This is a genomic window from Venatoribacter cucullus (assembly GCF_016132445.1).
Classification (GTDB): domain Bacteria; phylum Pseudomonadota; class Gammaproteobacteria; order Pseudomonadales; family Oceanobacteraceae; genus Venatoribacter; species Venatoribacter cucullus.
On sequence record NZ_CP046056.1, the window covers coordinates 1,000,125 to 1,021,329 of the forward strand.

Genomic DNA, 21,205 nt, shown 5'->3' on the forward strand with positions numbered 1-21,205 from the left:
AACGCCCAACCCTCAACCCTGAACGACTAATAGCGTCTCCCGTAAAGCGTCCGGCCTCAAGCTTCAAGCGTCCGGCCGGCACATCTCAATCCACGCATTGATCCCGGCGCTGCGGTATTTTTGTTTATGAATAATCAGATACAGCTGGCGGCTGAAGTCACGTTGCGGTGCGGTAAGGCGGATAAGGCTGCCGCGTTTGAAGGCATCCCCCAGGGTTATCAGGGACAAACAGCCGATGCCGAGGCCGGCTTCCACCGCGCGTTTAATGGCTTCGGTGTGTTGCAGTTCCAGGGTGACGTGCAGTTCCGGCAGCAGGCCGTGCAGGGCGCGGTCGAAGGCCTGGCGGGTGCCGGAACCGGCTTCGCGCAGAATCCAGCGGGCGCTGCGTAAGTCGGCATCGGTCAGAAAGCCCTGTTGCTGCTGCCGTTGCGCCAAATTGTCGTGCGGGTGGCAGAACAGTGCCAGTTCATCGCGCCGCCAGGGAATGATGTCCAGGTCGGGGTGGTTCAGCTCACCTTCAATCAGGCCGATATCCAGTTCGTAATTCAGCACTTTGTCGGCGATTTGCCGGGTATTGGCGACATCCAGTCGTACTGTGGCATCGGGATGGGCAGTCATGTACTGCGCCATCATACCCACCGCCAGGTAGTTGCCGATCGACAGGGTGGCGCCGACATTCAGCGGTCCGGCTTCGGCGTGACGCAGCAGGGCCTGTTCAAAGTCCTGCGCCTGTGCCAGCAGGGCTTCGGCTTTGGGGCGCAGCAGCCGGCCCTGTTCATTCAGTTGCAGGCGTTTGCCGGCGCGGTCGAACAACTGCACACCAAACTGATGTTCAAAGTCTTTCAGCGCACTGCTGGCCGCACTTTGCGACATGGCCAGCTGGTCGGCGGCGCGGGTCAGGTTTTGAGAGTGGGCGATGGCAATAAACACCTGCAGTTGACGAAGGGTGTAGCGCATAATTGCCCCTTATTCGGTAAAACCGAACAAACTAATCTGAATAAGTTGATTTTCCGATAGCTTGCCCTCAGTTACTCTGCTGCGCAATCCGAATCGTTATGTGTTTTCAGTCAGGAACCCGCCATGAGCAATCTGATCCGCGAAACCGTTACCAGCGTGCATCACTGGAATGAAACTTTGTTCAGCTTTACCACCACACGCAGTCAGGGGCTGCGCTTTAAGAATGGTCATTTCACCATGATCGGTATTGAGGTGGAAAATAAGCCGCTGCTGCGCGCCTACAGTATTGCCAGTGCTAACTACGAAGAAGAGATGGAATTTTTTTCCATCAAAGTACAGGACGGCCCGCTGACTTCGCGTTTACAAAAACTGCAGGTGGGCGATGAATTGCTGGTCGGCACTAAGCCGGTGGGTACGTTAATTACCGATAACCTGCTACCGGGTAAAAACCTGTACCTGCTCAGCACCGGCACGGGCTTAGCACCCTTTATGAGCATTATTAAAGACCTGGATGTGTACGAGCAGTACGACAAGGTGATTCTGACCCACGGCGTACGCTGGGTGTCGGAGCTGGCCTATCAGCAGCGCATCGAGAACGAATTGCCGAACAACGAATATTTTGGCGATGTGGTGCGCGAGAAGCTGATTTATTACCCGACCGTTACCCGCGAGCCGTTCCGCAATAATGGTCGTTTAACCGATGCCATTACCAGCGGCAAGCTCACCCGTGATATTGGCCTTGCGGATCTGAACCCGGAAACCGATCGCTTCATGTTGTGTGGCAGCCCGGTCATGCTGGATGACTTAACGACAATTCTGGACCGCATGGGCTTTAAAGAAGCCCGTGGCGGCCAGCCGGGGCATTATGTGATTGAACGGGCGTTTGTGGAGAAGTAAGCCCGCTGCTTCTGGATAGATTGTGCGTCAACCGGCTCGGCCCGGTGGTGGTAGGAGGTGGCATCCTGGCCTGCTTTTTACCACCACCGGGCTTTTTTGTGGGCGCGGGGCAGGCTCTGGCATTAATTCTGCTTATTCCTTCTGATAGCGGTTTTCCCGACGGAAAACCGACACTGAGTATTGATTGCTGTGACGGAGGAATGACAATGCCGGGACAAGGTACCGTTGAAGACGTGGTGCGCTGCCTGAATTTTGCCCAGGACGTGGGTAAGCAGATTAAGGCGGCTGGCTACCAGCTGGAAAAAGCCGATATGAAGATGCTGCTGGCGGATCTGACTGCGGCGGTGGCGTCGGCCAAAATGGAGCTGAGCCTGTTGCAGGGCGTGTGTGAAGCCCGCGATGCGGAGCTGATCCGTATGAATGAAGTGCTGGTATTCAAAGGCAATTTACGCCGCCGCGGTGATGGCTATTACAAAACGCTGGATGGCCGCCCTTATGGCCAGCCTTATTGTTCTTACTGCTGGGAAGGCAGCCAGAAACTGCTGCATCTGCACAGTAAAATTCTCAGTCGTGATGTGCGGGTGTGCCCCGGTTGCAAGAACGAATATCAGGCGGCGCGTACGCCGTATCTGGAAGCGGATGGCTTAATGGTCTGAGCGCGCTGTGACCGGGTTAAAAAACCGGCCGCAGCGCGGGTTCAATGCTGTCAGAATCCGGATAAAGCTGGTTATAGTAGCGGCTTGCTAACTTCCGGAGCCACGCTGATGCTTACCCGTGCCAGCCTTATGTGCATATTGCTGTGTTTTTTGCCCTTGCCGGTCATGGCCGCCGCAACGTCGTCGGTTACTGAGGCGGAAGAGGATGATCCGGAAGCCAGTCTGGGCTCCTTATTGCCGGAAAGTGGCCCGGTACGGACGGAGACCCGCAAAGTGGAGGTGGTGGCAGAAGAAGAATTTAACCGGGCCATCCGCCGCCTGCCGCAACTGGTGGAAAAGATCCGCATTGAACGACTGGCGGCTGACAGCCGTTTTGTGTTGTTGCCGCACCGGCCCAATTATGTGCTGCCGTTAACCTGGCAATCGTCTCCCAGTGACCGGGAAGTGGATAAATTGCTGCAGAATATTACCGGTAACCCCACGGCCAGTCGCGGTGATGAGGGCAATGATCATCTGGAAGCGGTGTTTCAGCTGAGCATTAAATACCAGTTGGCTAGTGATATTATTGGTAAGCACAGCCGCATTGATGTGGCTTATACCAACCGGTCCTTCTGGCAGGCGTACAACGAAGATATTTCCCGTCCGTTCCGGGAAACCAACCATGAACCCGAACTGATTTTTTCCTGGCAAACGCGCAATAAATACGTCGATTATTTTTCCCTGGCGTTAAATCATCAGTCTAATGGTCAGACCAGCAGCTTATCGCGCAGCTGGAACCGGGTGATTTTTGAAGCCGGTTCGGTCACCCGGCAAGGCATTATCAGTGCCAAACTCTGGTGGCGGATGCCGGAAAAAAGTGGTGCCGATCCGTTAGACCCAACCGATGATGATAATCCGCGTATTGAACATTACATGGGGCCAGGTGAGCTGCGTTATCTGTACCCTTATGGTCAGCACAACTTAACAGTGATGCTGCGCAATAACTTTAAATGGGATGACAATCGCGGGGCTATTGAGCTGGGCTGGACCTTTCCGCTGACACCGCGCATTAAAGGCTATGTGCATTATTTCAACGGTTATGGCGAAAGCCTGATTGATTATGACCGCCATCAGCAGCGCTTTGGCGTGGGCGTGTCATTAAGCGATTGGCTGTAACAACACGCCTGGCCGGCGAACTTATTCAACAATAAATTTTTCGACGGTCTGGTTCAGACGGCTGGCCAGCTGCGCCAGCACCCGGCTGGCTTCGGCGGCCTGGCTGGCTTGTTCATGGCTGGTGGCAGCCAGTTCATTAACTGTAAGAATATTACGGTTAATTTCTTCCGCCGCGTAGCTTTGTTCTTCGGCAGCGGTGGCGATCTGGGTGTTCAGATCATTAATGCTGCTGATGTTGCTGTAAATGCTTTCCAGTGCGCTGCTGGTTTCACTGACTTTACGGATACCGACTTCGGCACGGTCGCGTGATTTCAATACGGTGGCCACCACATCGGCAGTGCCTTTATTGAATTCAGTAATATTGCTGCGGATGGATTCGGTGGATACCTGAGTGCGGCTGGCCAGGGTGCGCACTTCATCGGCCACCACGGCAAAACCGCGCCCTTGCTCACCAGCGCGGGCTGCTTCAATGGCTGCGTTCAGCGCCAGTAAATTGGTTTGCTCGGCGATGGCGCTGATTTCACCCAGAATTTCACCAATTTTCTGGCTGTCTTTCTGTAACCGGGTAATGGCTTCCGTAGCCTGCAGAATTTCAGTATTCAGGGTCTCAATTTCGGTACGGGCATCGCTGGCAATGCCACGGCTTTGGGTCACTTCATGATGGATTTCGCTGACGGCGCTGGCCGCCTGGCCGGCATTGTTGGCAATGTTCTGAATGGTGGAGGTCATTTCCGTCATGGCGGTTACGGCTTGCGACACTTCATCCTGCTGCTGGTGGCTGGCGTCACCGACGGCTTTGGTGATGGCCGACATTTCTTCTGAAGCGGAGGCCACTTCGGTGGCACCGGCCTGCACCTGTGCCACGGTTTCGCGCAAGGTGGTAATCAGGCGGTCAAATGATGACGACAACATGCCAATTTCGTCACCGGTTTTATGGTTGATTAAATGGGTTAAATCCAGATCACGGGCAATATGGCCGATTTTTTCGGTAATGGTTTGTACCGGCAAATAAATAGCGCGGGAAACTATAATGGTCAGGCCGGTAATAATGGCGAAGGTGAGCAGAATACTGATCCCCAGCGTCAGGTACACGCTTTGCGTTAACGCCTGCAGTTCCGTATCCAGTTGTTCGCGCAGCTGTTTAAAAATGCTGTCAGTCTGATGGATGGTGTCGCGCATTTCACCCTGCAGGCCTTCGCTTTCCGTTAACCCCATGTCCTGTTGTGCTTTAACCAGTTGCATAAAACGGTTCTGATACTGGTCGAGCAGGGCCTCTGCCTGGGTGGTGTCGTTTTCCTGCTGGTTCAAAATTAACGCTGAACGCAGGGGTTCTATGCCGTCGTTAAAACGCTGAATGTAAGCGGCATCGAGGCGCAACATAAAATCTTTTTCGTGCCGGCGCAGCATCAGCATGTGGTACAGCACATCGTAGGCCTGCGAGGCTTCCGCCATTTCTTCAATGTTGTGTACGGCTTTGCGTAATTCACCATACAGGCCCGATTTCGGATCCAGCCCAATGGTTTCCTGCAACGCCGTCAGGGCAATAAAACTGTCGTGATAGCGCTGGGTTTGTTGCTGCAGCTGACCGGTCAGGCGGGTATCAATTTCCAGCTGCTGCAGGGTATCGCTGAGGTTTTTGGTGTTATCCTGCAAGGCTTTAAAATTACTGCGGAACTGGTCGCGGTAGCGCAGTTCCAGCCGGGCCATAAAATCTTTTTCGTTCCGGCGCAGCAGCAGAATATCGCTGTCGAGGAGTTGCAGTTGCAGTTGTGCATTGGCCAGCTGGTTTAATCTGGAAAACTGCTGTAAGCCCAGCAAGGCGGTCGCCAGCAGACCGGCGACGACCAGGGTGAGAATCAGGCTGTGTTTGTGACGGATGCTCAGGTTATTCAGATTCATGGTATTGACTGTTATGTCGGGAAACGTCAGCCAAGCATAGAACAAAAGCCATAAAGGGCCACCCGGCGGATGGCTAAAATCCCAATTTTGCTACCACCGCCTGCGGTTCAATATGCAGGGATTTCAGCATCATGCGCGCCATCCCTTCCTGCATGTTGCTGTCTTTCAATGTGTACACCGGTTGGCCGGTAAAGGCCGGCGCCAGCAGGTTCTGGGCCAGATTCTGCAGCTGCGGCTGCAACGCTGGCGCCAGGCCCTCAATGTGCAGTTCCGTAACCCGCGGATCATCAATGTAAAAGCTGTAGTCGCTGCGCTGGTAGCGCAGCTGACCGTCAACCGTAATCCAGCCATCACCGGCAAACCCAAAGGCGGTGTTAACCGCGACCCGGGTGCGGATGCTGAGGCGTTGTTCTGGCTGCAGCAGGGTGAGTAACGGCTCACTCAGGCTGAGGCTGTAGAGGCTGTGCTGTTGATGAATGGGCAGGCGGCGATCCAGTTCCTGCTGCAATTGCTGGCGGCTGAAGCGGATGTCTTGTGCCATTACGGTGTTGCTTAACAGCAGGCTGACCAGCAGCAACAGCAGTGTTTTTGGTAGGGTTATGTTCATGAGCGCAGTTTCCGTAGGCGGCGGTTAATCTGCCATTTCCACAGTCCGGCCAGCAGACCGGCACTGATGTATTGGGCCAGGTTGAAGATGACGGCGGGCAGGGTGGCCAGCAGACCGCCGGCCTGTACCGCCAGCGCCATGGCCGCGCCGCTGTGTTGCATGCTGACATTTAAAGCAATGGCCCGGGCTTCGGCATCGGTATGGCCGTTCCAGCGGGGCAGGAAATAGGCCAGAGCCATAGCGAGCAGGTTGTACAGTACCACCGCAGCGACCACGGAGGCTGTGACCGCGGCGGTGAGAGCCAGTTCCGTGCGGCCTGTGGCAACCGTAATGGCGATGATCAGCAGCATCAGCAGGCTGATAATGGTGTCCATCTGCGGCTGCAGGGTTTTGCTGAGGGCCGGTATAAAGCGGTGGCAGAACATGCCGGCCAGCAACGGCAGCAGCATCAGGGTAAGGATATTCTGCAGGACCGCCGGCGCATAAAGAACGACCTCGCTGCCACTCAGAAAGCTGATCATCCAGGGGGCATGCACGATGCTCAGCAGGGCGCCGAATACGGTAAGGCAAAACGACAGGGCGACATCACCACTGGCCAGATAGGTAAAGGCCGTGGCGGCAATGGCACCGGCACAGGCGCCGGTAATAATCAGGCCCAGTGCAACCCCGGGCTGCAGGTTCAGCAGCAGGGTCAGGCCAAAAGCCAGTACCGGCATCAGGATAAACTGCAGTAACAGCCCCATGGCCAGCGCGCTGGGATGATTCCAGAGGCGGCGGAAATCGGCCGGGCGCAGAATCAACCCCAGACAAAATAAGGTGATGGTGAGCAGCGGCAACACGGCCTCGCCCAGGCCATTCAGGCCTTCCGGCTCGAACCAGGCCAGCAGGCTGACAACAACAACCAAAACAGGAAATAAACGGGCAACTGTGAACATGGGAACCTCCGTAGCGGAACGCTATGTTACCAGCCGGCGCTGGCTTTGTGTCTGGTTCTGACCGGGGCAGGCGGTGATAATGCGGTTTTTATTCATAACCACGTCAGGGGAGCCTGTTATGCAGATTGCGGTTAAGGATCTGGACTCGGTACAAAACTATCATTTGCTGATTCAGACGGTATTGCCGCGGCCCATTGCCTGGATCTTAACGGCCAATGTCAATGAGGCCAGTGATGGCAGTGCCGGTGCCTTTAATCTGGCCCCCTATTCATTCTTTGCGCCGGTTTGTGCCGAGCCGCCAACCCTGGTGGTGTCGATCGGTAAAAAACCCGCCGGCCCGGAAAAAGACACCTATGTGAATCTGCAGCGCGATGGCCGCTGTGTGGTGCACATTGCCTCGGTGGATGATTTACCGGCATTGAACGACAGTTCGGCGACGCTGGATTATGGCGTCAGTGAAATTGAGCGGCAGGGGTTGGCGCTCTGCGCTGAACCCGGTTGGTCGTTGCCGCGGCTGCAGCAGGCGCCGGTGGCGTTTTTATGCCGCTACCAGCAGCAGGTGGATATTGGCCCGCAGGCGCAGCATCTGGTGTTTCTGGAAGTGGAGCAGGTCTGGCTGAATGATGATATTGCCACTACGGAACCGCGCCTGCAGGTGGACGCCGCGGCACTGAATCCGCTGGCGCGGCTGGGTGGCAGTGAATACGCCAGCCTCGGCGAGCTGATTAAGCGCCCGCGGCCGGCCTGATGGCTGAGTAATAAGCCGGTTTACCGGCTCAGCAATCGTAATACCTTTCCCAGTACCGCGCGCGGCAGTATCTGGCTTAAGGCCCAGCCGAGTTTGAATTGCAGGCTGACGGCGCGGTGGGTACGGGGCTTTTCAATTTGTTGCAGCACCACATCGGCAACGTCTTCTGGGTACAGGTTAACCCCCAGTTTGTCGATGACCGGTGCACTGCGTTCCTGCGCGTTCAGCATGGGGGAGCTGACAAAGGGCGGCATGACGTCGACCACGCGAATGCCGTATTCCTCCCACTCCAGATCCAGCGCTTCGGTTAAGCCCGAGACGGCAAATTTGGAGGCGGAATAGCTGGCAAACATCGGAATACCGTAAGTTGCCGATGCTGAGCTCATGTTGATGACCAGTGAACCGCTGGTGTGGCGCAGGTAGGGAAAGGCCGCCAGGCAGCAGTTCATCACGCCGGTGACGTTAATATCGATAATCTGCTGGTGGCGTTCGGCGCTGATGTTCTCAAAGCGGTCGACCTGCAGAATGCCGGCGCAGTTAAACAGCAAGCGCAGCTGCTGTTCGTGGTCACCGGCAAAGCAACCGATTACCTGCCGGCATTGCTCGGCATCGCGTACGTCCAGCGCATAACAATGAATACGTTGTTCATCCCAGCCGAGCGTCAGCTCGCGCAGGCCGGCCTCATTAATGTCCGCCAGCCCCAGCTGCCAGCCCTGCGCGTACAGGGCTTTGGCGGTGGCCAGACCGATGCCGGAGGCGGCACCGGTAATAAAGGCGGTTTTCATCATGTTGGCGTTCCTTTTTTTGTTTTTTTGTTTTTTTGTTTTTGTGAAAGGGCTGATGGGCCGGGTTATTCCCCGGCCGGTACGGTAAAGCGTTGCAGCTGGTCACGCGGCAGGCTGGTCAGAGCCCCGGCGTTCTGCACCTGGCCACCCTGGGTAATAATCACCCAGGGCCGGCCCTGCTCCAGCAGGGCGTGCTGATACAGCGCGCGGACATCGTCCAGCGTCAGCTGATCCACTTCGGCGGCAATGGCTTCGTTGGTGTCGAAGGTTGACCGGCCAATATCAGCGTCGCGCCAGAAACGGGCAAATTTTTCGCCCATGTTTTTCGGTTTTTCCAGCAGCAGGGTTTTCAGGCCTTGCTGATACGCCTGAAATTCGGTTTCACCCATATTGGCAAGTACCGCTTCAAAGTCAGCAAAGAAGCGCTCGCTGCTGTCGAGAATATCCTGCGGGCCGGCGTCGGGTGACTGCACAATAAAGGCCAGTCCGGGCACGGTTTGCTGCGGAAATTGGGTAGCAAAGACCACATAGCCCAGCTGTTCTTCGGTACGTAGGCGCTGGTAATAGGGCGCACTGAGCATCTGCCCCAGCAATGAGAAGCGGGCGCGGTTGCGGTCACTGTTGTCCAGCCCCTGTACGTAGAGCACCAGGGCCTTGTCCTGATGGTCGAGGTCGAGGTTCAGCTGGTGGCGTGCTACCGGTGGTTGCAGCACCGCCGGCAGCGGCAGCTCCGTACCGGTGGCCGGGTAATGGCGGCTGACAGTATCGGCAAAGGTTTGGGCCTGGGCGGCGCTGAGGCTGCCGTGTACATACATTTGCAGGCTCAGGCCGGTACCGAAGCGTTGGGCAAAGTCCAGTACATCGGCGCGGGTTACGTTAGCCAGTTCCTGCAGCAGTTGGTGCTCGCTGAACGACGGGTCGTACAGCCACTGCCGCAGTTCCGCCAGCGCGCGTTCGAAGGGTTTATTTTTCAGCTGATTTTCCAGACTGCGTTGCAGCGAGGCGCGGTAGCGGTCGAAGTCATCATCGCTCAGCTGGCTGTCCTGCATTTGTTGCAGCAACCGCTCCAGCAGTACCGGCAGTTTGTGCTGATAACCGGCGAGGGTAATTTCCAGACCACGGCCGCTGGCGCTCAGCTGATAGCTGAGGCCGGCCAGATGCGCCGGATAGCTGAAGGTGTTCAGATTTTCATTGACGCTGCGGGCATACAACTGTGCCAGCACCCGGTCACGGGCGCTGTTCTGCACCGATGCTTGTTGCAGCTGGATCAGTACACGGGCTTTCGGCTGGGCAAATTCCTGTTCCGGGTAGTACCACAGGCGCAGACCTGTGTCGTTGCGCAGCAACGCTGGTTTGTTCTGCGGTTCACCCTTATACAGGCTGAAATCGGTCGGAATAAAAGGGTTGGGTTGTGGCAGGAACAGCGCCTGCTGCAGTTCCGCTTCCAGCTGCGCATCAGCCTGATAGTTCAGCGGGCGGATGCGGATGGGGGTGTTGTACCAGGGGTCAACGGTATCGGTAGCAACGCCCGGGGCAATGATGGTGCGCAGCATATTGTTGCCGTTCAGGGCATCCAGATAGGGCTTAAGCTGTGCCGGGCTGGCGGGCTGCCAGCGGTAATCGCCATAAATCACATCTTCGGGCGGGTACACCAACAGGTTGCTGCTGAGGCGTACGACATAGTCGGACAAACGGCTGTGCTCCTGAAAGCGGAACATCAGATCGCTGAGCTGATGCTGTTCCGTTAACAGATAATCCGGCAGCGGTTGTTGTTGCAGCAGGCCTATGTAGTGCAACAGTGCCTGGGTAATGCGGTCGGTCTGCAACAGGCCGGCGCGGGTCAGCTGGATTTGCACCACCAGGTTGGATTCGCTGTGGGTGCTGAGTGAGCGTCCGGCGCTTAAGCCTTCGGCCCAGCCCTGGGCTTTCAGATAGGCCAGCAGACTGCCTTCGCCTTCATGGCCGAGCAGATGGGTCAGCAGCTGCACCGGTTTCACCGCGTAGTTGGATTGGGTTTCCGGCATCGGGAAGGTGAATTGCAGACGGCGGATTTCTTTGACTGGTTCAATGTTCAGGTCCAGCGGCAGCTGGCCGTCGGCAAACAGCGGCGGGTTGGGCTGGCGCGGTGTGGTATTGCGCAGCGGTACGGCGGCAAAGTGTTGCTCGGCCCATTGTTGCAGCTGGTCCAGTTCGTAGTTACCGGCCAGCACTAAGGTCATGCGGTCAGCCGAATAATGTTTGGCATAAAAATCCAGCAGTTCATCACGCACATTGCCATCGGGGCGATCGGCCAGGGTATCCAGGTTGCCGGTGGCGAATGAGGCAAAGGGGTGCTGCGGGTTCATGGCCTGTTTTTCGGCCGAGAAAATCCGGCGGAAATCGTCTTTCAGCTTGGCACTGTATTCCGCATGCACGGCATTTTTTTCGCGCTCGACGTAGGTGGCGTCGAAGGTGGGGGAAATAAAGAAGGGTGCGAAGCGGTCAAGCGCACCGGGCAGGGCGTTGTTGTCCAGCTCGAAGAAATAAGTGGTTTGGCTGTGGGCGGTAAAGGCGTTGTGGCTGCCGCCGTGGCGGCTGATGTAAGCCTGGTACTCACCGGCTTCCGGATAGGGTTCGGTGCCTAAAAACAGCATGTGTTCAAGGAAGTGCGCCAGGCCTTCACGACCGGCCGGGTCATCGCCACTGCCGGCATCAACACTGACAGCAGCGGCCGCTTTGTCGGCGTCCGGATTCTGTACCAGCACCACTTTCATGCCGTTGGGTAACTGCAGATAACGATAACTGAACGGATCGGCGGGGCTGACAATCAGCTCCGGTTGGGCAGACATACGGAACATAGAGAATCCAATAGCAGCCAGAACAATGGCGAAAAATATCCAGTAACGGGGCGAGAACATGCCGTCTCCTTGGGGTATTGGGTTAGGCTTCAGTGCGACGGGCCGGTATGCCGGGCAATGGCCTGGGCATCGGCCAGACTGTGGCGCTGTGGGTCAAGCGCCGCAATGCTGCTCAGACGGTGTTGACAGTCATCCAGTTCCGCCAGCAGCAACGCCGTTTGTTGTGAAAAGGCCTGGTCGATCACCTCATACAGCGCCTGGGCCGGATCATGAGCCGCGGCGGCGGCCGGTGTGCGCAGGGCTTTCAGGCAGGCCAGAGCAATCTGGTGGTAGGCGTGGTCTTTGTTCACAGGGGCTCCTCAGCTGGGACAAACGGAAAACAGGGGCTGATCATACCCGATTCCGGGGTGGAATCACGCGCCCTGATCACCCTGTCCGGCGAACCATTGCAACTGTTCTGCGCTGATAAGAGGGGACAGCAGATCCCCGGCCAGCCAGTCCAGTTGGTTCAGGTGCGCCGCGGCCAGTTGTTCCGGGCTGTCTATGCGGTCGGCATACAGCAGCAGGGGTTGTTCATGCAGTTTTTGCAACAGACGCCGGCTCTGTGGTGTAACTTTGCTGCCACGCAACTGGCTGAGAAATTCGGCCGTCATACAGACGCCGGCAATGGGTTGTTGCAGGATCTGGCGCGGGTTCAGAAACCCCTGACCGAATTGCTGCAACAGCAGTTGGCAGTGCTGGTCACGCAGCTGGTCACGGAATGCGATGGCAGCATCGCTCTGGTCCAGCAAGTCTGCTTCGCTGATGCGGGCAAACCCCTGCCAGCTGTGGCCGGGTAATTGGTTTAACGCTTGCAACAGGGCGCCGGTATCACGGCGGGAGGCCTGACTGACATTCAGCAGTACCTTCATCGGGTTGCCAAACAGTGGTTGCCAGCGTTGCTGCAATTCCTGCAGCCCGCCATACCAGTCTGCCTGATCACGCTGATCTGGCGGCGGCAGTTCCACGGCCACCAGACGCCCGGAACGGTTGAAGACCGGCCGTATCTGCACCGGTGTGGTCGGACGGGTGGGCGTAACCACGGGCCTGGCGACAGCAGAATCGGCGGCCCCGGCGGGGATGCTGACGCGGGGCATTCCCAGTCGTTGGCGCAGCCAGTCAGTCCAGCAGTCAATGTCCGCCGGTTTCTGCTCCAGACTCAGTTGCGGATGCAGCGGTTGCTGGCGCTGTTGCAGCTGCAGCGGTTGTTCAAACTGCAGGCGGATCGCCTGTTGCAGAGCGTGCTGGGCAACGGGGTCGAGATCAGCCGGCAATAACAGCAGAAAACTCTGTGGTTGTGGTGAATAAATATTGTACCGATCGCCACTGGCCACCTGCAGTCGCTCAAAGCAGATGGAGGCCACGTCGCGGTTGCTGACCTCGCCGGGAGGGAAGGTAATCACCAGCAGTTGCACGTCGTGCGCCTGGGCCCCGGCATCCTGCTGCAGACGCTGCAGATGATGTTCGCCACTGTAGCGTTGCAGTTCGTCCTGCAGACCCCGTTCGGGTGCCAGTGTGCCGGTGACCGGCTGACACAGGCACAGGCGGAAATTCGGCCCCAGCGGACTGATGGTCATGCGGGTGGTCATGGCCGCCTGGTGGGGGCGCTGAAAGGTAAAAATACCCAGCCAGCTCTGTTGTTGTTCGGTCTGATGGGTAACTTCGGTTTCCAGACTGACCGGCATGGCGCTGAGTGCCGGGGCAAACAGATTGATGCCATGCAGGTCAGCGGGCTGGCAGTTTAACAACCGGCACAGCGGTTCATTGGCGTGGCGTACGACCCAGTTTTCATCGGTTAACAGCAGCAGTTCCTGCTGGCTGAGTTGTTGCTGCAGATGGTTGCTGTGTTGCAACAGTTGTTGCTGGCGCAGACCTTCGTGGATATCCAGTGTCAGCAGCAGGTTGTCCCAGGGTTTGGCGACGAAGCGGTGGATATCGCCGTTTTGCCAGGCCAGCCGCAGGGCGGCGTAATCAACCTGGCCGGACAGCAGCAGGCGATAGGTGGCGGGTGACCGTTCACGCACCTGCCGGCACAGGGTAAGGCCATCGGTGCCGGGCATTTTGTAGTCGGTAATCAGCAGATGGATACTGTGCTGGCCGAACATCTGCAGCGCCTCATCGGCGTTGCTGGCCTGCAGTATTTGCCAGGGTTCGCCCCGCAGCATACGTTTGATGGCATCGGTGATGCCGCTTTCGTCATCGACCAGCAACAGAGTGCGTTGCATGAAGTACTCCATAATTCAACTTGCTTTAAGCACAGGCTATCTATACTGGAATTCAGTGTGATAACCAAACGGGATGTTGCAGTGAGGGAAAAACAAGCCTTAACCACCGGAGATGTAGCCCGCTACTGTGGTGTGAACTTCCGGACCGTCATTCGCTGGATTGAACGTGGCCACCTGGAAGCCTATAAACTGCCGGGGCGCGGTGATAACCGGATTCCGGTGGCGGGTTTTATCAGCTTTTTGCAACGCAACAATATGCCGGTGCCGGATGAACTCCTGCAGGGTGGACGTACCCTGTTGTTGCTGACCGCCAATGAAGATTTTTCGGCTGAACTGGCTTCCTGCGTGCGTAAAGCCGGCTGGGATTGTTTGCTGTTGAATGATCCGTTGCAGTTTGGTTACCGGCTGGCTGAACAGCAACCAGCAGCGCTGGTGGTAACCAGTTGTGCGGCCCAGGATTCAGTAGCCCGCCTGTTGCGGGATACTGAACAGCGTGACCGTCTGTTGCTGGTGATCAATCAGGATATCGATCCGGTAACCTGTAACGATGGCTGGCACTGCTTTCAATGGCCCCGGGACCAGCAGGCCCTGCTGGCGTTACTGAGTGGCGCGGTAAGCGCCTGATCAGAGCACGCTGCCGTAAGGAATATACCGGTTGTCGGTCAGTTTCTTCAGTTGGCGTATGGCCTCTTTGTCGGGTAACTGGTTGTGCTGACGCAACCAGCGGAAGATCCAGATGGCCGGATTGCGTTTGCCGCATTGCCAGCCGCTGAGCTGCTGCTCGGCCAGGGTGTAAAAGAGTGCCAATGGAAACAGCTGCTGCGGTGGCAGTTGTTGCAGGGCTGGTTGCCAGTCTTCTTCCTGCAGTTGCAGCCAGGCGCTGGCCTGTTGTTGCTGCGCGGCACTGAGCTGATCCGCCAGGGTCTGCTCACCGGCCTGTATCCGCTCGCCCAAAGCAGCGAACATTTGTAACATTTGCAGGTCAATCTGGGCCGCGGTGGTGGTTTTTACTGGCTGCCATTCATTAATCATTTGCTGTATTTCCGGTCGTTAATACCTCTTTGGGACGTTAGGATATACCAGGATGGCGCAGTGATATACCGTGCCACCGGAGGCATAATAACGCCCCTGCATTGACCTGACCCTGTCTGTGAGACTTCATGCCGAACACCGATCCAGCCAATAGCGCCGATATTTACGCCGATATCCGTCCTTATGATGACGCCGAAGTTGCGGCGGTACTGCAACGTTTGCTGCACTCCCCGGATTTGTTCCGGGCGTTGCTGCGCTTCCGTTTTCCCGCTAAGCCCGGGTGGTATTACCGCCTGTTCAGCCCGCTGTTGCGCTGGTATCTGCAGCGTCAGGCCCGCACGATAAAAACAGTGGATGACTTTCAGCGCTGGCTGGCGCCATTAATTGCGCTGTTGCTGGAGCGTTCATCGCAGCAGATTGATGTGCGTGGGCTCGAGCATTTAACCCCGGGCACGCCGTATTTGTTTATTTCCAATCACCGCGACATCGCCATGGATCCGACGCTGATTAATTACAGCCTGCACCATGCCGGCTGGCCGACCAGCCGCATTGCGATTGGCGATAATCTGCTCAGCCACCCTGATGTGGCCGATATCATGCGGCTGAATAAAAGCTTTGTGGTGAAGCGTTCGTTCGCCAATAACCGCGAGAAACTGCGCGAATTGCAGAAGCTTTCGGGGTATATCCGTCAGTCGCTGGACGAAGGTGTGTCCATCTGGATTGCTCAGCGTGAAGGCCGGGCCAAAGACGGGCTGGATGCGACCGATACGGCAGTGCTGAAAATGCTGGCGCTTAATGGCCGTGAGCGTGGCGAAGACTTTACCCGCACCCTGCAGCAGATGCGGCCGGTGCCGGTCTGTATTCAATACGAGTGGGACCCCTGCGATGTCTTAAAAGCCAATGAGCTGGTGACATTGGCTAACAATGGCCGCTACGACAAAGCGCCGGGGGAAGACACCCGCAGTATCCTGCTGGGCATGACCGGTCAGAAAGGCCGCATTATTGTCGATTTTGGCCGCCCTCTGGCGGGTGATGAGCTGAACAGCGCTGACCAGATGGCGCAGGCCATTGACCGGCAACTGGAGCAGATGCGGGAAATTTTACCGGTCCAGCGTACCGCGCTGGCACTGCTGCAGCGTGACTTCAGCGGTTATGAGCAATTCAGTGGTGCGGAATGGCACAGTGAGGTGGCCAACCAGCTGGAGCAGCGTCTGCAACCACTGGCGGCACCGGTGCGCCAGCGGTTGTTGCAGACCTATGCCATGCCCCTGTTAGCGGCCGGTACGCTCAGTTCTGCCGGTTCAGCAGTTCATTAATGCGCCGGTTGGCCGGCTCGGCTACCGAGGTGCGGGGGAATTCGGTGGTAACTTTCCGCAGATAACCCAATGCCTTCTGGTTGTTGCCCTGCTGGTTGTAGGGGCTCATAAAAATCAGGCCGAGCTGATACAGCGCCTTGGCGCGCATCTCATCGGATGAGGCTTTGTTTTCGTACAGTATCAGGTACACCGCTTCGGCATCGTCGGTGCGGCTATGGGTGATCGCACGTTCACTCATGGGCGTTAATTCTGCGTCATAGGTGATGCGCTCGCTGCCCAGCAGTTCGTTACGGTTAACGTCTTTCAGTAACTGGCTGGCATTCAGCTGTACCGGTTCCTGCGCCCGCTGTTCCAGCAGTTGCAGACGATGGGCAATTTTCGGCCCCAGCCGTGAGGACGGAAATTCCTGCTGATGGCGCAATAAATAGGTGCGCGCCAGCTGGTCGTCCCGCTGATCGTTGTAACGGTTCATATACAGCAGGGCAATCTGGTACAGCGCCAGGGATTTCATATTGGTGCTGTATTCGCGGTTGTTATAGCCCAACAGATAGGTATTAACCGCTTCTTCGGTGCGGTCTTCACTGATGGCCTGCACCGAGTAGGTGAGTAAATCGGGTTCTTCGCGCAGGGCGGCGGCGGCCCGCAGCTTGATATTTTCGTCGTGTAACGCCAGTTGCTGGGCGCCGGTACCGGCAACCAGAATAGGGGTGGTAGCCGCACAACCCGCCAGGCCGGCCAGCGCGAAGGCGGTAAACAGTAACTTGATCATATTGGTATCCCTGATCATATTTTTGGAGTTCGGTGAGAAGCGCCAGTGTAATCAGGGCTGCCGGCGCTGCAAAGGTAGGTTCAGGCCAGCGGGAAGATATTTTCCGGTTCTGGCACAATGGCGGTGGCGATAGCCAGACCGGCTGATTTAACCAAGGAAAGATTCATGACCGATCAACGTGCCAGATTAATTAAAACCGCTGCGGTGGCGTCTTTATGCACCGCGCTGATATTGCTGGCGGCCAAGATTTTTGCCTGGGTATTGAGCGATTCCGCCAGCGTGCTGTCGTCATTACTGGATTCGCTGATGGACATTGCCGCCTCGGCCGTTAATTTTTACGCCGTACGCTATGCACTGGTGCCGGCCGACCGCGACCATCCTTTTGGCCATACCAAGGCCGAAGGCATTGCGGCGCTGATTCAATCGGCGTTTATTCTGGGTTCCGCGGTGGTGCTGCTGTTGCACGTGGTGGAGCGTTTGCTGAACCCGCAACCGGTCACGGCATTGGAAGAGAGCATCGGGGTGATGCTGTTTTCAGCGCTGGCTACTGCGGCACTGGTGTTGTATCAGCGTTATGTGTACCGGCAAACGGGCTCCCTGGCCATTAAGGCCGATTCCGCCCATTACTACGGCGATATTCTCACCAGTCTGGCGGTGGTTGGTGCGTTACTGGCCGCCTATTGGGAACAGTATTGGCTGGACCCGGTGGTGGCGCTGGTTATTGCACTGGTGTTGTTGTCCAGTGTGCTGGAAATTGTAAAAGCTGCGCTGACGGTGCTGATGGATCAGGCGATGGAGCCGGATGATCTGTCCCGTCTGCGGCAGGCGGTACTCAGCTGCCCCGGGGTGCGGGGATGCCATGATCTGCTGACCCGGCAATCCGGGCCGGTGCAGTTTATTCAGCTGCATCTGGAGCTGGATGGCCAGCAGTCTTTGTATGATGCCCATGCTATTGGCCGGCGGGTAGAGCTGGCGATTCTGGCTGAGTTTCCGCAGGCGCAGATTATTATTCACCAGGACCCGGTCTGACCCCCTGATGCGCTATTGGCTGTTGCTGACCATTCTGTGGATCGCCCCGGTGTATAGCTGGTGGCCCCAGCCGGTGTTGCTGCCGGAAGATGCGGCCGCCCGCTTACCGGACATGGCCGCGCCGCCGGAGACGGTGGCAGAACCGCAGCAAACACTGGCCGCCGACGGTTCGCTGGAATCATCCCGCGCCTGGCTGGCGGGGTATCTGAATTCGGTATCCGGCAGTCTGGACTCTTTCTTTGTGGATGCGTTTTTTGGCGACGACCTGATTGGCGATGACGTCAGTGGTACCCGCGGCAAAATCAGTATGGCGACGCGCAAGGTATCCGGTGACGCGCTGGAGTTTAAATTCGGGGTCAGCGTTAAGCTGGATCTTCCCAACACGAATGACCGGCTTAAGCTGCTGATTGAATCCGATGAGGAAGACGATGGCGTGCAGCAGAATTTTCTGGATTCCGTGGATAACACCAGTTATTCCACCGCCCTGCGTTTTCTGGTGAATGAACGGGCGGCCTGGCGTACCGATTTTGATGTGGGTATCCGCGGTGGCTTGCCGTTCAATCCTTTCAGCCGCTTCCGGGCCCGCCGTTACGCTTATCTGTCGGAATGGGAAATGCGGGCAACGCAGACGCTGTATTATTTCCGTGACGATGGCTGGGGGGAAGATACCGAACTGCGGCTGGATTATCCGCTGAACACGGAAAAATTATTCCGTATTAATACCCGCGCCCGTTATCTGTTGGATAACCGGTTTTTTGATCTGAACTACGATTTAGCGCTTTACCATGAGCTGGGGCCGCATTCGGTCTTGGCTTACAACGCGGGTGCCAGTGGCGATTCGGCACAGGGTGCCACCTTTTACAGTTATTACGCCGGGGTGCGTTACCGGCGGCAGGTGTATCGTGACTGGATGTTTTTTGAGATTGCACCGCAATTTGAATGGCATCGTGATACCGATTACCGCACCCGGCCGGTATTGATGTTGCGGCTGGAGTCGCTGATTTCAAAGGATTGACCAGCCGGCAGAACCGCCACTGTGTTGCCGAGGCAGCTGTTACCGAATGTACGTGGCCGGTGACAAAAAATAACTTCTGCTTTGTCACGTTCTGACCGATGCTCCTGTTGTTTTTTTAAATAATAACAATCCGCTTTATACGGAAGCACTGTGTGCAAAGTTCACATACCCTCAACCAGGATGATGCCCTGGAACAGATCAGTCAGAATGTTGATTTTCTGACTCAGCAACTGCACCGCGGGCGTCGTATCGGCCGGTTTCCCCGGTTGCTTGAACACGAATATCTGCGCGCCCGTAATCGCCGCTTTCTGGAGATCGACCGGCGGATTATTGCCGGTGGGTTGTTGTTTTATCTGGCATTTTGCTGGTCTGATATTCTGCTGGGAGGGGCTAGCGCCCAGTTGCTGGTCAGCCTGCGTGTCGGTTTTGCTGCGGTCTTGTTTGCCTTGTTGTGGTGGGTGCCACGTTCTTTTCTGGCCCCTTATATGATGGTGGTTGCCGCTGTGGGTGTCTTTGCAGCCGGTGCTTCAGTGCTGTTTTTTATTACCCTGATTCCTGCGGAAATGCGCTTCGCCTATCACCTGGGTATGGTACCGATTCAGGTGTTTACCATGGTGGCGCTGCGGCTCAGCATGCGGGCGATGCTGACGGTATCGCTGGGGTTGTTTGCGTTATATGTCTTGCTGCTGTTGTTGCAACCGTTACAAACCGGCCAGGCGGAGATGGATCAGATATTGATGGTCTTCGTTCCGCTGTTTGTGTCGTTCTGGCTGATGCTGATTGGTCTGGGTGCCTATCTGGCCTATGCCGTGGAGTCCGGCGCCCGTAATGACTATGTGCAGAACCGTTTGTTAACCCTGGAAGCGGTACGGCTGAAAGTATTAACCCGGCAACTGCATGAACTGTCGACCACCGACAGCCTTACCGGTATCGCCAACCGGCGTTATTTTGAACAGCAGCTGGATATTGAATGGCGCCGCGCCATCCGCCAGCAGCAACCTCTGGCACTGGTAATGATCGATGCCGATCGCTTTAAGGATTACAACGATTGTTACGGGCATCAGCAGGGCGATATTTGCCTGCAAAGCATTGCCGGAGTGATTGCTGCGCATTGCCAGCGTCCGGCCGATCTGTGCGCCCGCTTCGGGGGTGAGGAATTTGTTTTGTTATTGCCCGGCAGCAGCACGGCGGATGCCGCCCGGCTGGCGGAAAAAATCCGCCTTGATCTGGCGGCTCTGCAGTTGCCGCACGAACGTTCGGAGGCGGGTTTCTGTACCCTCAGTGCCGGGGTGGCAGCGATGATTCCGGCGGTCGGTGAGCACAGCGATGAACTGCTGCGCCGCGCCGACCGGCGCTTATATCAGGCCAAGGATAAGGGCCGTAATTGCGTGGTCAGTGCCTGATTGTCAGGCATTGTGCAGTTGTTGCAGTTGCTGGTCTTTTTGTTCCCAGAGCTTTTGCACCCACAACTGAAAATTCAGCCGGTATTGTTCATCGGCATCGTAATCACCCTGACGTAATTCCTGCGGAATATCGATTTCGTTGATGATGACGGTGCAGCGCTGCATTTTGCCCTGCAGAAAATCCCAGAAGGTCGGAATACCCTGCGGGTAATGAATGGTGACATCCAATACCGAACGGAACTGCTCGCCCATGGCACTCATGGCAAAGGCCATGCCACCGGCTTTGGGTTTCAGCAGATAAGTAAAGGGTGATTGCTGCTCATCGTGCTTGTGTTGGGTAAAACGGGTGCCTTCCAGAAAATTCATTACGCTGGTGGGCATATCGCGGAATTTTTCGCAGGCTTTGCGGGTGGTTTCCAGATCCTGACCACGCTTTTCCGGGTGCTTTTCCAGGTAGGCCTTGCTGTAGCGTTTCATAAAGGGGAAATCCAGCGCCCACCAGGCCGCCCCCATAATGGGTACTTTGATCAGTTCTTGCTTGAGGAAGAATTTCAGCAGCGGAATGCGGCCATTCAGCGCGTGTTGCAGTACCAGAATATCCACCCAGCTCTGGTGGTTGCTGATCACGAAATACCAGCCTTTTTTATCCAGCCCGGACGGGCGCTGAATGGTCCAGTCCATTTTCTGGGTTAACCACATCCAGCCAGAATTACAGCTGACCCAGGCGTTGGCAATTAACGTAAGAATGGCGGTCAGTAATTTCCGCACCGGACGGATGGGCAGAATGATTTTCAGCAGCGTAAAAGCAAACAGCAGGATGCACCAGAACATAATGTTCAGGGTCAGCAGCAGGCTGGCAATAACGCCGGTGATTACAGGTGGCATAACGGTGGCTCCCGGG

20 protein-coding genes are annotated in these 21,205 nt (G+C 56.6%); 9 read left to right on the forward strand and 11 right to left on the reverse strand.

Annotated elements, in window-relative coordinates; genetic code table 11:
* Positions 1-63: 63 nt before the first annotated feature.
* Positions 64-957 (reverse strand): LysR family transcriptional regulator, encoded by an 894-nt coding sequence (locus tag GJQ55_RS04835; protein WP_228346379.1) that lies wholly within the window; start codon positions 955-957, stop codon positions 64-66.
* Positions 958-1,080: 123 nt separating this feature from the next.
* On the opposite strand from GJQ55_RS04835, the gene GJQ55_RS04840 reads away from it, so the two are divergent.
* The 3 genes from GJQ55_RS04840 (at position 1,081) to GJQ55_RS04850 (ending at position 3,665) form a co-directional block, all read left to right on the forward strand.
* Entirely contained in the window at positions 1,081-1,854 is a 774-nt protein-coding gene (locus GJQ55_RS04840; protein ID WP_228346380.1) for a ferredoxin--NADP reductase, read from the forward strand.
* Between the two features lie 206 nt (positions 1,855-2,060).
* Positions 2,061-2,510 carry a hypothetical protein gene (locus tag GJQ55_RS04845; RefSeq protein WP_228346381.1) on the forward strand — a complete coding sequence of 150 codons (450 nt, stop codon included), beginning with the start codon at positions 2,061-2,063 and terminating at the stop codon, positions 2,508-2,510.
* A gap of 108 nt (positions 2,511-2,618) precedes the next feature.
* A complete protein-coding gene (locus tag GJQ55_RS04850) occupies positions 2,619-3,665 on the forward strand; it encodes a phospholipase A (RefSeq protein WP_228346382.1) in 1,047 nt (348 codons plus the stop codon).
* Positions 3,666-3,686: 21 nt separating this feature from the next.
* On the opposite strand, the gene GJQ55_RS04855 is transcribed toward GJQ55_RS04850, so the two are convergent.
* The 3 genes from GJQ55_RS04855 to GJQ55_RS04865 all read right to left on the reverse strand — a co-directional run bounded on the left by GJQ55_RS04855 (position 3,687) and on the right by GJQ55_RS04865 (position 7,106).
* Positions 3,687-5,564 (reverse strand): methyl-accepting chemotaxis protein, encoded by a 1,878-nt coding sequence (locus tag GJQ55_RS04855; protein ID WP_228346383.1) that lies wholly within the window; start codon positions 5,562-5,564, stop codon positions 3,687-3,689.
* A gap of 73 nt (positions 5,565-5,637) precedes the next feature.
* Positions 5,638-6,171, reverse strand: coding sequence for a DUF1439 domain-containing protein (locus GJQ55_RS04860; protein WP_228346384.1), 534 nt, complete (start codon positions 6,169-6,171; stop codon positions 5,638-5,640).
* Positions 6,168-7,106, reverse strand: a complete 939-nt coding sequence (locus GJQ55_RS04865; protein ID WP_228346385.1) for a bile acid:sodium symporter family protein — start codon at positions 7,104-7,106, stop codon at positions 6,168-6,170. The genes GJQ55_RS04860 and GJQ55_RS04865 overlap by 4 nt, the downstream gene beginning before the upstream one ends.
* 118 nt (positions 7,107-7,224) lie before the next feature.
* Here GJQ55_RS04865 and GJQ55_RS04870 point away from each other — a divergent pair, with 118 nt between their 5' ends.
* On the forward strand, positions 7,225-7,854 hold the full coding sequence (locus GJQ55_RS04870; RefSeq protein ID WP_228346386.1) for a flavin reductase family protein: 630 nt from the start codon (positions 7,225-7,227) through the stop codon (positions 7,852-7,854).
* A 20-nt stretch (positions 7,855-7,874) separates the two neighbouring features.
* Here the strand turns inward: GJQ55_RS04870 and GJQ55_RS04875 are convergent, their stop codons facing one another.
* From GJQ55_RS04875 to GJQ55_RS04890, 4 genes are all read right to left on the reverse strand, one after another.
* Positions 7,875-8,642, reverse strand: coding sequence for an SDR family oxidoreductase (locus GJQ55_RS04875; protein ID WP_228346387.1), 768 nt, complete (start codon positions 8,640-8,642; stop codon positions 7,875-7,877).
* 62 nt (positions 8,643-8,704) lie between these two features.
* A complete protein-coding gene (locus GJQ55_RS04880) occupies positions 8,705-11,536 on the reverse strand; it encodes an insulinase family protein (RefSeq protein WP_228346388.1) in 2,832 nt (943 codons plus the stop codon).
* A gap of 29 nt (positions 11,537-11,565) precedes the next feature.
* Positions 11,566-11,826, reverse strand: a complete 261-nt coding sequence (locus GJQ55_RS04885) for a hypothetical protein (RefSeq protein WP_228346389.1) — start codon at positions 11,824-11,826, stop codon at positions 11,566-11,568.
* A gap of 63 nt (positions 11,827-11,889) precedes the next feature.
* Positions 11,890-13,740 carry an EAL domain-containing response regulator gene (locus GJQ55_RS04890; protein WP_228346390.1) on the reverse strand — a complete coding sequence of 617 codons (1,851 nt, stop codon included), beginning with the start codon at positions 13,738-13,740 and terminating at the stop codon, positions 11,890-11,892.
* A gap of 81 nt (positions 13,741-13,821) precedes the next feature.
* Between GJQ55_RS04890 and GJQ55_RS04895 the strand changes: the two genes are divergently transcribed.
* Positions 13,822-14,364 carry a helix-turn-helix domain-containing protein gene (locus GJQ55_RS04895; RefSeq protein WP_228346391.1) on the forward strand — a complete coding sequence of 181 codons (543 nt, stop codon included), beginning with the start codon at positions 13,822-13,824 and terminating at the stop codon, positions 14,362-14,364.
* On the opposite strand, the gene GJQ55_RS04900 is transcribed toward GJQ55_RS04895, so the two are convergent.
* Positions 14,365-14,772 (reverse strand): hypothetical protein, encoded by a 408-nt coding sequence (locus GJQ55_RS04900; RefSeq protein ID WP_228346392.1) that lies wholly within the window; start codon positions 14,770-14,772, stop codon positions 14,365-14,367. It lies immediately after the preceding gene.
* Between the two features lie 128 nt (positions 14,773-14,900).
* On the opposite strand from GJQ55_RS04900, the gene GJQ55_RS04905 reads away from it, so the two are divergent.
* Entirely contained in the window at positions 14,901-16,088 is a 1,188-nt protein-coding gene (locus GJQ55_RS04905) for a 1-acyl-sn-glycerol-3-phosphate acyltransferase (RefSeq protein ID WP_228346393.1), read from the forward strand.
* Here GJQ55_RS04905 and GJQ55_RS04910 read toward each other — a convergent pair.
* The gene (locus GJQ55_RS04910; RefSeq protein WP_228346394.1) at positions 16,060-16,857 is read right to left on the reverse strand and encodes a tetratricopeptide repeat protein; all 798 of its coding nucleotides are present in this window, start codon (positions 16,855-16,857) and stop codon (positions 16,060-16,062) included. The genes GJQ55_RS04905 and GJQ55_RS04910 overlap by 29 nt on opposite strands.
* Positions 16,858-17,022: 165 nt before the next feature.
* On the opposite strand from GJQ55_RS04910, the gene GJQ55_RS04915 reads away from it, so the two are divergent.
* The 3 genes from GJQ55_RS04915 (at position 17,023) to GJQ55_RS04925 (ending at position 20,304) form a co-directional block, all read left to right on the forward strand.
* Positions 17,023-17,886: a cation diffusion facilitator family transporter gene (locus tag GJQ55_RS04915; protein ID WP_228346395.1), complete on the forward strand. Its 864-nt coding sequence runs from the start codon at positions 17,023-17,025 to the stop codon at positions 17,884-17,886.
* Positions 17,887-17,893: 7 nt separating this feature from the next.
* Positions 17,894-18,901: a hypothetical protein gene (locus GJQ55_RS04920; protein ID WP_228346396.1), complete on the forward strand. Its 1,008-nt coding sequence runs from the start codon at positions 17,894-17,896 to the stop codon at positions 18,899-18,901.
* A gap of 152 nt (positions 18,902-19,053) precedes the next feature.
* Positions 19,054-20,304 carry a GGDEF domain-containing protein gene (locus tag GJQ55_RS04925; protein ID WP_228346397.1) on the forward strand — a complete coding sequence of 417 codons (1,251 nt, stop codon included), beginning with the start codon at positions 19,054-19,056 and terminating at the stop codon, positions 20,302-20,304.
* 3 nt (positions 20,305-20,307) lie between these two features.
* On the opposite strand, the gene GJQ55_RS04930 is transcribed toward GJQ55_RS04925, so the two are convergent.
* Positions 20,308-21,189, reverse strand: a complete 882-nt coding sequence (locus GJQ55_RS04930; protein WP_228346398.1) for an acyltransferase — start codon at positions 21,187-21,189, stop codon at positions 20,308-20,310.
* Positions 21,190-21,205: the final 16 nt, after the last annotated feature.